The following is an 11,943-nucleotide window of genomic DNA, read 5'->3' on the forward strand; positions in this document are numbered from 1 at the left end:
CGCCGCGCGGCGGCCTGATCCGGCACCGAACCCGGCGCGCCCCCGACCCGGCCCTCGCAACAAGGAGAACCACCCGTGACATCCCGCACCTTCCGTCGTTCCGCAGCCGCCCTCGGCGGTGTTGCGCTAACGGGCGCTGCGCTCACTAGTGCCGTACTCGCCGGATCGCTGCTCGCCGCACCTGCCGCCGCGCTCGCGACGCCGATGGGAGCCGCACCGGCAGCCGCACCCATCGTGGCAGCGGAGGACACCGCGGGATCCTGCACCATCACCGATGGCACGCTCACCTGGGGGGTCAAGGAGAGCTTCCGCTCATACATCTCGGGCAGCATCGCGAACGGCAGCTGGGAGACGAGCGAAGGCGCCGACTACGAGACGCCGAGCTTCCGGTGGAGCGACGCGACCGGCGAGATCGACCCGGTCACCGGCACCGGACGGGTCTCGTTCACCGGCTCCGTGCACTTCACGGGCCACGACGGCGTGCTCGACCTGACCCTCGCGAACCCCACCATCGAGTTCGAGGGCGACGGCACCGCCGCGCTCATGCTCGACGCCCGCAGCACCGACATGGAGGGCGAGGTGACGGTCGACACCGAGCAGGAGTGGGTCGGCGATGTCACCGTCGCGGATCCGGTGAACCCCCAGGGCGACGCGCTCGAGCTCAACTCCATGCCGACGGTCCTCACGAACTCGGGGGCGAAGGCCTTCGCCGGGTTCTACGAGGCCGGCGAGAGTCTCGACCCCCTCACGCTCTCCCTGCGCTTCGACGGCTGCGAGTCCGCGGCGCCGGTATCCGAGGCGCCGACGACCGAGGATCCCGACGGGTCCGAGACCGATGCGCCCGCGGAGATCCTGCCCATCTCGGCGGAGGCGAGCGTTCCCTGGCTGCCGATCGGGATCGGCGCCGTCGCGCTGCTGGTGATCGGCGTCACCGTCGGCATGCTCGTCGGCGGGCGGAAGCGGTCCGCGGCCGGAGCTGATGGCGCTGAGGCCGGAGCCGATGCCGACCAGGCGGGATCCGAGTAAGCCGGATCGGCGCGGGCCGGATTCGGTGACGCAGGATCCTGCGTTCCTCGATCCGGGGTGCCCGACTCAGCGAGGGTCGCGCAGCGGCAGCACGATCCCGTGCCCGGATGACGGATGCGGGATCACCTCGACCGGGGTCTGGTAGACCTCGCTGACGATGCCGGCGGTGAGCACGCGCTCCGGGGTATCGCAGGCCACGATCCGCCCCTCGCGCAGGAGGGCGATGCGGTCGGCGTAGGCGGCGGCCAGATTCAGGTCGTGCAGCACGATCAGCACCGCGTCCCCCGCCTGGGCGCGCTGCCGCGCGAGCCCGAGAACCGCCTCCTGGTGGCCGAGATCCAGCGCCGCCGTCGGCTCGTCAAGCATCAGCACGCCGGTGCGCCCCGCCATCACCCGGGCGAACGCCACTCGGGCGCGCTCGCCGCCCGAGAGCGACGGCACCCGCCGGTTGCCCAGGTGAGCGATGTCCGCGGCCGAGATGGCCTCGGAGATGGCCGCGTTGTCGTCGTCCTCGAGGGGCGTGCGCCGCCACGGGGCGCGCCCCATCTCGACCACCTGATGCACGGTGAACGGGAACATGATCTGGTTGTCCTGCAGCAGCACGCTGCGGTGGCGGGCCAGCTCGATCAGCGACCAGTCCTGGATCGGTCGGCCGTGGAAGTCGATCCGGCCCGAATCCGGCGGTACGTCGCCGGAGAGCAGCCCGAGCAGTGTCGACTTGCCCGCTCCGTTCGGGCCGAGCAGTGCGAGGACCTCTCCGGCGTGCAGGTCGAGCGACACCGCGTCGAGCAGCGCGCGGCCACCGCGCACGACGCTGACGCCGTGCGCGGAGACCACGGCCTCGCCCACGGCCGGGCGGGTCTGCGCCGTCGCGTGCCCGGCCATCAGGCCCAGCCTCCGGCGCGTCGGCGCGTGCGGCGCAGCAGCCAGAAGAAGAACGGACCTCCGACGAGTGCCGTGAGCATGCCGATCGGCATGTCGGCGTTCGGCACGATGGTGCGCGCGCCCAGATCGGCGAGCGTGAGCAGCAGCGCGCCGCCGAGGGCGGATGCGGTCACGAGCGGCAGGTGGGCGGGGCCCAGGATCATGCGCATCAGGTGCGGGATCACGAGGCCGACGAACGAGATGATGCCGGCGAAGGCCACGGCCGCACCCGTCAGCAGCGCGACCATGATGATCACCGTGACCCGCAGCACCTCGACGTTGACCCCGAGGTGCCGGGCGTTCCGCTCGCCCAGCGAGAGCAGATCGAGCTTGCGGGCCGAGAAGTAGGCGGCGAGCAGGCCGAAGGCGATCACCGGGGCGATGATCATGACCTGCGACCAGCGGCTGCCCGCCAGGCTGCCGAGCTGCCAGAACACGATCTGCTCGCGCGACTGGGTGTCGCCGAGGAATGTGAGCAGCGCGATGGCCGCGCCCGCGATCGCGTTCACGGCGATGCCGGTGAGCACGAGGGTCACGACCTCGGTCTTGCCTCCCGCCCGGCTCATCGTGTAGACGATGAAGATCGCGATGAGGCCGGCGAGGCCGGCGAACACCGCGGTGGTCCACTCGCCGAAGAGCGTGAGGCCGAACACGATCGCGAGGCTCGCGCCCACCGCCGCGCCCGAGGAGATGCCGATGATGCCCGGCTCGGCCAGCGGGTTGCCGAACACCGCCTGCATGAGGAGGCCGGCGACCGCGAGCCCGGCGCCCACGAGCGCCGCCATGGCGATGCGCGGGAAGCGGATCACCCAGAGCGTCTCGTCGCCGTAGTCGTGGGAGGGGAGCGGCAGCCAGTCGATGCCCACGCGGTGCAGGATCGAGCCGAGCACCTCGTGCGGCGGGATCCCGAGCTGCCCGATGCCGGCGGACACGAGGACGGAGATCAGCAGGGCGAGCGCGAGGAGAACGAAGATCGCAGTGGTCAGCGCCGTGCGACCGGGCTGAGGCGAGCTGCTGCGTGCGTTCATGCGCGAGAGGGTGCTGCTTTCTCGACGGTCGGCCCGTGTCGCGGCGATCCGCGCTCGCGGCCGGCGCTCGGGTGCCGGGTTCGTGTGCTGGAATCCTGAATGCGTTCCAGCCATTCATCATACCTGCTTCGGCTAGGCTGAAAGCTGTTCGTCTGACGAAGGGAAGCCATGCCTCGGATGCGGAGTTCTCGCGCCCGCCGCGCACTCGCCCTCCTCGCGGCGACCGCTCTCGGCCTCGCGCTCAGCGGCTGCCAGAGCGGATCGCACGGCGTCGAGACCGGGCCGACCGCGCAGGTCGACCTGCCGCCGCTCACCGAGCTGACGCCCGTCGAGGATCCGCGCGCTGTCGAAGGCCCCACGACCGCCGTGATCGGCGGCCCGAGCATCCCGCCCCTCGAGCAGACCCCGGAGGCGGATCTGCCGGTCACCGTGACCTCGCACGACGGCGCGATCGAGACCGAGGTGACCGTGACCGACACCTCCCGTATCGTGCCGCTCTCGCTCAGCGGCTCGGTCGGCGAGCTCGTCTACTCCTTCGGCCTCGGCGAGAACGTGGTCGGCCGAGACGTCTCGACGAACTTCCCCGGGACAGAGGACATCCCGATCGTCACCCATGACGGTCACTCCGTCAGCGACGAGAAGCTGCTCATGCTGAGCCCGACGCTCATCATCACCGACGGCAGCATCGGCCCGACGGACGTGGTGCTCAAGCTGCGCGACGCGGGCATCCCGGTCGTGACCGTGGAGCGCGCGGTCGACCCCGAATCCACGTACCTCGCCGCCCAGCAGATCGCGGACGCCCTCGGCATCGGCGACGCCGCGGCCGAGCTGAACGCCGCGATCGAGCGCGGGATCGCCGAGAAGGAGGCGGAGATCCGGAGCCTGCTCCCGGCCGACGAGTCGAAGCTGCCCCGGATCGCCTTCCTCTACGTGCGCGGCACCGCCGGAGTGTTCTACCTGTTCGGCGAAGGCAGCGGCGTGGACAGCCTCATCCGCTCGCTCGGCGCGATCGACGTCGCCGAGGAGATCGGGTGGAGCGGCGAGAAGCCGATGACCGAGGAAGCGCTCGTCGCGATGAACCCCGACATCATCCTGGTGATGACGCAGGGCCTCGAGAGCGCCGGCGGCGTCGACGGCCTCCTCGCCGCGCAGCCGAGCATCTCGCTCACCGCCGCCGGGAAGCATCGCCGGATCATCGACGTCGACGACACGCTGCTCTTCGCCGGCGGCACGCGGATCCCGGACGTGATCGACGGCCTCGCCCGCGCGGTGTACGCGCCGGACTCGTTGTAGGGGGTGGATCGCGCCGTGCGCGGTCGCCGCTCGAGAGGAAATGCATCCCATCTCTGCGTGACGGCCATCGCGTCCACAGGCGGGGCGCCGACAGCGCGGCGAGGATCCCTGACCCGGCAGCAGGAGACCCTCGGGGATCGTCCTCAACCTCTTTCCCTCGGCGGTTCGGGAGGAGATCGCAGTTCTGGCTGAGGCCAGAGGTGCGAAAGGTCAGCCGGAACTGCAGGCCCAGCCAGAACTGCGGCGGGGCAGGTGGGAGCGTTGCCGGAAAGGTGCACAGCATCGCGCGGCGACTGCTCGGGACCGGCGGGTGCTGGACTCGCCCGCACCCCGCATGCGAAGAGCCGGATTCCTGTCAGGAGATCCCCATCTGGCGGCGGGATGTCGCGGTAGTCTTGCTCTGATCCGAATCGAGGGGAGGGCGCGTGACCGATCAGCACGTCGATGAGACGCATGACGTCGCGAACGATACGCGCACCCGACCGGTGAGGGACCGCTTCGACTCGCCCCCTCGCGGGCGCAGGGTGGGTGCGCACCGCCTGGTCATACGACCCCGGCGATTCTGGCAGTACCTGGTCGCAGCGCTCGTCGGTGTCGCCGTGCTGACCGCGGCGGGCATCTTCGCCGTGCAGAACATCGGCTCGAGCGTCACCGAGATCTTCGACGGCGAGTCTCCCGCGGCGCCGGTTGAGCAGGTCCAGGCCGAGGTCGATCCGGAGGCCACGGTCGCCGTGCTGAACGGGACGACGGAAGAGGGGCTGCAGGATGCGGTCGCCGAGGCCATCGCCGAGGGCGAGTGGGGCACGATCGGCTTCACCGACATCGCCGCCACGGACGACGTCGCGATCTCCGCCGTCTTCTTCGCGACCGAAGCGGACGAGCCGGCCGCGCTGGGGCTCGCGAAGCAGCTCGGCGGCGTCTCCACGTACCAGAGCGACGACTATGCGAAGTACGGCGTGCAGCTCGTCGTGCTGCTCGGCGCGGACTACGCCGGTCCCGGAGCCGAATAGCGGAGCCGAGCAGCTGATCCGAGCCGAGGGTCCGAGCTGCGGATCCGAGCGATGGCGCGATCGGGTACCGGCGCGCTGTTCGCCGACCGCGAGCGCTTGCCCCTCCGCTTGCACTCTCTGGTGGCGAGTGCCAAGATTGTGTTAGCAGTCGGTAACCCTGAGTGCTAAGAACTCATGCTTCGGCGCCGTTGCCCGGCGCCACCGCGGACACGTCCAGGAGGACACACATGGCAAAGATCATTGCGTTCGATGAAGAAGCCCGTCGCGGCCTCGAGCGGGGCCTGAACACCCTCGCCGACGCCGTCAAGGTGACCCTCGGCCCGCGCGGCCGCAACGTCGTGCTCGAGAAGAAGTGGGGCGCCCCCACGATCACCAACGACGGCGTTTCGATCGCCAAGGAGATCGAGCTCGAGGATCCCTTCGAGAAGATCGGCGCGGAGCTCGTCAAGGAGGTCGCCAAGAAGACCGACGACGTCGCGGGCGACGGCACCACCACCGCGACCGTGCTCGCACAGGCACTGGTCCGCGAGGGTCTCCGCAACGTGGCCGCCGGCAGCGACCCGATCGCCATCAAGAAGGGCATCGAGAAGGCCGTCGAGGCCGTCACCGCCAAGCTGCTCGAGAACGCCAAGGAGATCGAGACCACCGACGAGATCGCCGCCACCGCGTCGATCTCCGCCGCCGACGAGCAGATCGGCAAGCTGATCGCCGAGGCGATCGACAAGGTCGGCAAGGAGGGCGTGGTCACCGTCGAGGAGTCCAACACCTTCGGCACCGAGCTCGAGCTGACCGAGGGCATGCGCTTCGACAAGGGCTACCTCTCCGCCTACTTCGTGACCGACGCGGATCGCCAGGAGGCGGTCTTCGAGGATCCCTACATCCTGCTCGTCAACAGCAAGGTCTCGAACATCAAGGATCTCCTCCCGGTCGTCGACCCGGTGATCCAGTCGGGCAAGCAGCTGCTGATCATCGCCGAGGACGTCGAGGGCGAGGCGCTCGCAACGCTCGTGCTCAACAAGATCCGCGGCATCTTCAAGTCGGTCGCCGTCAAGGCCCCCGGCTTCGGTGATCGTCGCAAGGCCATGCTGCAGGACATCGCGATCCTCACCGGTGGCACCGTCATCTCCGAGGAGGTCGGTCTCAAGCTCGAGAACGCCACCCTCGACATGCTCGGCACCGCTCGCAAGGTCATCATCACCAAGGACGAGACCACCATCGTCCAGGGCGGTGGCGAAGAGGAGCAGATCCAGGGCCGCGTGACCCAGATCCGCCGCGAGATCGAGAACACCGACAGCGACTACGACCGCGAGAAGTTGCAGGAGCGCCTCGCCAAGCTCGCCGGCGGCGTGGCCGTCATCAAGGCGGGTGCGGCCACCGAGGTCGAGCTCAAGGAGCGCAAGCACCGCATCGAGGACGCCGTGCGCAACGCCAAGGCCGCCGTCGACGAGGGCGTGCTGCCCGGCGGCGGTGTCGCCCTGATCCAGGCCGGCAAGGACGCCTTCAGCTCGCTGTCGCTCTCGGGCGACGAGGCCGTCGGCGCCAAGATCGTCGAGACCGCCATCGAGGCGCCGCTGCGCCAGATCGCCCTCAACGCCGGCCTCGAGCCGGGCGTCGTGGCCGATCGCGTTGCGAACCTGCCCACCGGGCACGGCCTGAACGCCGCGACCGGCGAGTACGGCGATCTCGTGGCCCAGGGCATCCTGGACCCGGCCAAGGTGACCCGCTCGGCGCTGCAGAACGCCGCATCGATCGCCGGCCTCTTCCTCACCACCGAGGCCGTCGTGGCCGACAAGCCCGAGCCCGCCGCGGCCCCGGCGATCGACCCGGGCCAGATGGACTTCTAAGTCCCAGCCGCAACAGCGAAGCGGGGCCGTTCCTTCGGGGGCGGCCCCGCTTTCTCGTGGAGCCCTCTCCTCTTGACTCTTCCTCTCTTCTCCTCTTCTCTCCTCTCCTCTCCTCTCCTCTCCTCTCCTCTTCTCTTCTCTTCTCTTCTCTTCTCTTCTCTTCTCTTCTCTTCTCTTCTCTTCTCTTCTCTTCTCTTCTCTTCTTCCGCTTTTTCCCCTTTCCCCTCCTGCACTCTCTCCCTCTCGCGTTCCCGCCGCGAATATCTGCACAGCGTCAGAAATCTGCACTGCGTCAGTGAAATTTCGAGAATTCAGCTGACGCTGTGCAGATTTCTTACTGAATGCCGGAGACCCGAGCGAGAACACCGGGGATCGCGAACACTGAGGAGCGCGAGCGCCGGGGAACGCGAGGACCGAGGACTGAGAAACGCGAGGACCGAAGGCCGAAGGCCGAAGAGCGCGGACACCGAGGAATGCGAAGGCCGAAGAGCGCGAACACCGAGGAACGCGAACACCGAGGAACTCAGAGAAGAGCGGGGTGGCTGCCGGAGACCCGAGCGCGCGGATCGCCGCCGCGTCAGGCCTCGACGCGCAGCGGCAGCTCGACGCGAAACGTCGCGCCGCCGCCGGGGGTCTCCGTCGCGCGGACCGAGCCCCCGTGGGCGGCGATGATCGACTGCACGATCGAGAGGCCGAGGCCGGAGCCGCCGGTCTCGCGGTTGCGGGAGTTGTCGGCGCGCCAGAAGCGGTCGAAGATCTTCTCTCGGAACTGCTCCGGGACGCCCTCGCCGTGATCGATGATGTCGAAGCTGGCGGTATTGCGCGCCGGATCGGATGAGACGGCGATCTCGAGCGGGCTGCCTTCTGGGCTGTATCGCAGGGCGTTGCCGATCAGGTTCGTCATGACCTGGCGGACCTTGTGCTCGTCGCCCGTCACGACCGGGTCCGCGGAATCTTCGATGACCCGCACCTCGCGGTCGGGGTCCTGCGCCATCGTGTCCATCGCGGTGTCGGCGGCCAGGCGATTCAGCTGCAACTCGGTGAGCTCGAGCGGCCGCCGCTCGTCGAGCCGGGCGAGCGCGAGCAGATCCTCCACGAGCGAGGTCATGCGGATCGCCTCTTTCTCGATCCGCTCCATGGCCTGGCCCACATGCTCCTCGTCCTGCAGCGCTCCCATGCGGTAGAGCTCGGCGTAGCCGCGTACCGAGACCAGCGGCGTGCGGAGCTCGTGCCCGGCGTCGCCGATGAAGCGGCGCATCTGCTCGATGGTGCGCGCCCGCTCGTCGAAGGAGGAGTCGATCCGGTCGAGCATGTAGTTCAGCGACTGGCCCAGGTGGCCGACCTCGGTGTGCGGGCTCGCGATCAGGATGCGCTTGGAGAAGTCTCCCCGGGAGATCTCCAGCGCCGTGCGCTCGACCTCGAAGAGCGGAGCGAAGGTGTTGGTGACCAGGATCCTGGTCAGCGCCGCGCCGAGCAGGAGCACGGCGAGGCTGAATCCGGTGAACACGAGCGTGAACTTGTTCATCAGCTGGTTCGTGTTCGCGGTGGACGAGGCGATGAGCAGAGTGCCGCCGAGGCCGTCTCCCTGGCTGGACATCATGGGGATGACGATCGTGCGCCACTCGATCCCGTCGGAGGCGGTGATCCCGAACGGCTTCCCGGAGTGGCTCTGCGCCCAATCCGGCGTGATCTCCGGGACGTTCGGCAGCACGGTGCTGCTGCCCTCGCGAGAGTTGTCGGTCGAGATCGTGCCGGTCAGATCCAGCACGGCCACATAGAACCGCCCCACGGCGTTCTTCACGTCCGCGCCGGTCAGTGCGCCCGTGTCGGCGCCAGGACCGAGCACGTCGGCCGGGCTGTTCGCCACCTGCCGGAGCTCCGCGTCCTGCACCGCGATGAGCTGCGGGCGCAGGAACGACTGCGTTCCGATGCCGGCGACGATCAGGCCGAGCGAGAGGATGAACACCGTGACGCCGGTGATCTTCGTGCGCAGCGAGACGTCCGCCCATCGCGACTCGGCGGTCGGCCGCGACTTCGTTTCAGGGGGAGCGGCCTGGTCCACCGGTACTACTTCGCGTCGACCTTGAGCATGTACCCGAAGCCGCGCTTGGTCTGGATCAGCGACTCCTCGGTCAGCGGATCGAGCTTGCGGCGCAGGTACGAGATGTACGACTCGACGATGCCGGCATCGCCGTTGAAGTCGTACTCCCAGACGTGGTCGAGGATCTGCGCCTTCGACAGCACGCGGTTCGCGTTCTGCATGAGGTAGCGCAGCAGCTTGAACTCGGTCGGGCTGAGTTCGATCGGCGTGCCGTCCACGCTCACCTCGTGGGTGTCCTGATCCAGCACGATCGGGCCGGTCTCGATGACGGCCTCCTCGTTCTCCTGGATCGTGCGGCGCAGGATCGCCTTGATGCGGGCGATGATCTCGTCGAGGCTGAACGGCTTGGTCACGTAGTCGTCACCGCCGACCGTGAGCCCCTGCACCTTGTCCTCGACCTCGTCCTTCGCCGTGAGGAACAGGATCGGTGCGGTGTAGCCCGCGCTGCGGAGGCGCTTAGTCACGCTGAAGCCGTTCATGTCGGGCAGCATGACGTCGAGGATGATGAGATCGGGCTCTTCCTCGAGCACGGCCGAGATCGTCTGCGCGCCGTTGGCGACCGCCCGTACGCCGAAGCCGGCGAAGCGGAGGCTGGTGCTGAGCAGCTCGCGGATGCTCGGCTCGTCGTCGACGATGAGGATGCGGGGACCCTTGTTCTGCGCGTTCATACTGACAGTATCTGACCGTTCGCTATGAGGTCGCTGAAAGGATTCGGGACGCGTCGTGCGCCGCTAGTCGTCCTCGTCACCCTCCTCGGCGGCGTCGGCGTCGTCATCATCGTCGCCGTCCGACTCGGCCGCGGACTCGTCTCCGAGCAGATCGTCGTCGTCCCCGTGGTCGTGCAGGTCGTGCTCGTCGAGATCGGCGAAGCCGTCCTCGTCCACCTCGTCGGCGTCGTCCTCATCATCCGAGTCGTCGTCGGAATCGTCGTCGAGGTCGTCGTCCTCGTCTGATTCGTCATCCTCATCAGCGTCGTCGTCATCCTCGAGATCGTCGTCCTCGAGGTCGTCGTCGTCATCCGAATCGTCGTCGTCATCGTCAGGGTCGCCGTCCGAATCCTCAGCTGAGTCGTCGTCCGATCCCTCGTCGCCGGCGCGGGCTCCCGCTTCGAGATCGACGCCGTCGATCTCGTCCTCGTAGTCGCTGAAATCGTTGTCGAGCAGATCCTCGGCCGGATCCACCTCGTCCTCGTCCGCCAGTTCCGCTGCCGCGGCCTCGGCTGCAGCGGCCTCATCGGCCGCCTGCCGTGCCTGGGACTCGCGGTACTGCGCCAGTCGCTCCGACCAGGGCACCCATTCCGGGGCGACGACGGCACCCTCGCCGGGCAGCAGCTCCACCTCCAGCACGGTCGGTGCCGCGGTCTCGTCGATGCGGGCGAGCGTCGCCGCCCAGCGCCAGCCGGGGTACCCCGGGAGTCGGCATTCGAAGAACAGCGTGAGCACGTGCGCTTCGTGCGCTTCGTGACCGTCGTCCGCACCGATCGTCTGCGCGTCCGTGATGTCGGCGAGCGCTTCGCGGGCGAGCTCGCGCGCGCCGAGCAGCACCGCGTCGGCCACGATCTCTGCCGCGTCGGCGGTGTCGCGCTCGACGTCGGCGGTGTCGCGCTCGATGTCGTCGGGCTGCTCGAGCAACTCAGACATCGAAGTCGTCCGCCACTCTGCGCAGCATGGTCGCGACCTGGCGCGACTGCGCGCGTTCGGGGTACTGGCCCTGCTTCAACCGCTCGCCCATACCGTCGAGCAGCTTGACCAGATCCTCGATGATCAGGGCCATCTCGTCAGCGGACTTCCGGTCGCGCTTCGACAGGCGCGGCGTCTCGAGCAGGCGCACGGAGAGCGCCTGCGGGCCGCGCTTCCCCTCGGCCACACCGTACTCGAGGCGCGTCCCCTGACGCACCTCCGCATCCTGCGGCAGCACCGAGGCATGCAGGAACACCTCCTGACCATCATCCCCTTGGATGAAGCCGAAGCCCTTTTCCTCGTTGTAGAACCTGACCTTGCCGCTCGGCATGCCGCACGCCCTTCCGTCTCAATGGCTTCAGTCTATCGACAGCGGGTACGGTTCTCGCCCGGACGATCAGGCGTACCGACCTCGGTTCCGGCCCGGACGGGGCGACCCAGCCAGGACGACTAGAATCGGAAAGATGCCCACCGACGAATCCCCGAAGTTCACCCTGGTCGAGCGGCTGCTGGCCTACACCTCGATCTCGATCATCGGGGTCGCCGTGCTCTCCTACCTCGTGACGCTGATCGTCGGACTGAGCGGCGGCAGGGAGCTGCTCGCCGACGGGCTCTGGCAGGTCGTCACCTGGATCGCGTTCTACGGGCTCCCCATCGGCTTCGTGCTGCTGATCGCCCTCCTCGTCATCAGCTTCACCCGTCGCGGCCGCACCGCACGCGGGGCGGCTCGGGAGTAGCGGGTCGACCCGGTGAGCGGCACGCTTCGCCTGGCCGCCTCGATCGCGGCGATGGACCGCGACGAGCTGCGCGGTCTGCTCGCCGCGCGCCCGGTCGCCGCGCTGCGCTCGGTCGACAATCCGCTGGCACTCGCCCTCGAACTGCTCCGCCCGGACTCGATCACGGCCGTGCTCCGGGGGCTCGACCGGACCTCGCTCGCCGTCCTGCGCGGCGAAGCCGAAGGCGACGACGACGAGCTGCGCCGGCTGGGTCTGCGCGGGCTCGAAGACGGGCGAGCGGTACTGCTGCCAGAGGTCGGGG

General features: G+C 68.8%; 13 protein-coding genes. 6 read left to right on the plus strand and 7 right to left on the minus strand.

Annotated elements, in window-relative coordinates; translation table 11 throughout:
- Positions 1–75: 75 nt before the first annotated feature.
- Positions 76–1,026 carry an HtaA domain-containing protein gene (locus ACFPZL_RS05805; protein WP_218116325.1) on the plus strand — a complete coding sequence of 317 codons (951 nt, stop codon included), beginning with the start codon at positions 76–78 and terminating at the stop codon, positions 1,024–1,026.
- A 66-nt stretch (positions 1,027–1,092) separates the two neighbouring features.
- Here ACFPZL_RS05805 and ACFPZL_RS05810 read toward each other — a convergent pair whose 3' ends face one another.
- Both ACFPZL_RS05810 and ACFPZL_RS05815 read right to left on the minus strand, forming a co-directional pair.
- Positions 1,093–1,911, minus strand: coding sequence for a heme ABC transporter ATP-binding protein (locus tag ACFPZL_RS05810; protein ID WP_218116324.1), 819 nt, complete (start codon positions 1,909–1,911; stop codon positions 1,093–1,095).
- The gene (locus ACFPZL_RS05815; protein ID WP_218116323.1) at positions 1,911–2,978 is read right to left on the minus strand and encodes a FecCD family ABC transporter permease; all 1,068 of its coding nucleotides are present in this window, start codon (positions 2,976–2,978) and stop codon (positions 1,911–1,913) included. Before ACFPZL_RS05815 ends, ACFPZL_RS05810 begins: the two co-directional genes overlap by 1 nt.
- Positions 2,979–3,155: 177 nt before the next feature.
- Between ACFPZL_RS05815 and ACFPZL_RS05820 the strand changes: the two genes are divergently transcribed.
- The 3 genes from ACFPZL_RS05820 (at position 3,156) to groL (ending at position 7,125) form a co-directional block, all read left to right on the plus strand.
- Entirely contained in the window at positions 3,156–4,271 is a 1,116-nt protein-coding gene (locus ACFPZL_RS05820) for a heme/hemin ABC transporter substrate-binding protein (RefSeq protein ID WP_218116322.1), read from the plus strand.
- Positions 4,272–4,696: 425 nt separating this feature from the next.
- Positions 4,697–5,281 carry a LytR C-terminal domain-containing protein gene (locus ACFPZL_RS05825; protein ID WP_218116321.1) on the plus strand — a complete coding sequence of 195 codons (585 nt, stop codon included), beginning with the start codon at positions 4,697–4,699 and terminating at the stop codon, positions 5,279–5,281.
- Positions 5,282–5,508: 227 nt separating this feature from the next.
- Positions 5,509–7,125 (plus strand): chaperonin GroEL, encoded by a 1,617-nt coding sequence (gene groL, locus ACFPZL_RS05830; RefSeq protein ID WP_382334868.1) that lies wholly within the window; start codon positions 5,509–5,511, stop codon positions 7,123–7,125.
- Here the strand turns inward: groL and ACFPZL_RS05835 are convergent.
- The 5 genes from ACFPZL_RS05835 to ACFPZL_RS05855 form a co-directional block, all read right to left on the minus strand.
- A complete protein-coding gene (locus tag ACFPZL_RS05835) occupies positions 7,122–7,358 on the minus strand; it encodes a hypothetical protein (RefSeq protein WP_382334870.1) in 237 nt (78 codons plus the stop codon). The genes groL and ACFPZL_RS05835 overlap by 4 nt on opposite strands.
- A 344-nt stretch (positions 7,359–7,702) precedes the next feature.
- A complete protein-coding gene (locus ACFPZL_RS05840) occupies positions 7,703–9,187 on the minus strand; it encodes a sensor histidine kinase (protein ID WP_218116319.1) in 1,485 nt (494 codons plus the stop codon).
- A gap of 5 nt (positions 9,188–9,192) precedes the next feature.
- Entirely contained in the window at positions 9,193–9,894 is a 702-nt protein-coding gene (locus tag ACFPZL_RS05845) for a response regulator transcription factor (RefSeq protein ID WP_218116318.1), read from the minus strand.
- A gap of 63 nt (positions 9,895–9,957) precedes the next feature.
- On the minus strand, positions 9,958–10,866 hold the full coding sequence (locus ACFPZL_RS05850) for a DUF3027 domain-containing protein (RefSeq protein WP_218116317.1): 909 nt from the start codon (positions 10,864–10,866) through the stop codon (positions 9,958–9,960).
- Positions 10,859–11,236, minus strand: coding sequence for a cold-shock protein (locus ACFPZL_RS05855; RefSeq protein ID WP_218116316.1), 378 nt, complete (start codon positions 11,234–11,236; stop codon positions 10,859–10,861). The genes ACFPZL_RS05850 and ACFPZL_RS05855 overlap by 8 nt, the downstream gene beginning before the upstream one ends.
- A 133-nt stretch (positions 11,237–11,369) precedes the next feature.
- On the opposite strand from ACFPZL_RS05855, the gene ACFPZL_RS05860 reads away from it, so the two are divergent.
- A complete protein-coding gene (locus ACFPZL_RS05860; protein ID WP_218116315.1) occupies positions 11,370–11,642 on the plus strand; it encodes a hypothetical protein in 273 nt (90 codons plus the stop codon).
- 12 nt (positions 11,643–11,654) lie between these two features.
- A partial coding sequence (locus tag ACFPZL_RS05865; protein ID WP_382334872.1) for a hypothetical protein occupies positions 11,655–11,943 on the plus strand: 289 nt, incomplete at its 3' end.

The organism is Leucobacter soli (assembly GCF_042659205.1).
Lineage (GTDB): Bacteria > Actinomycetota > Actinomycetes > Actinomycetales > Microbacteriaceae > Leucobacter > Leucobacter soli.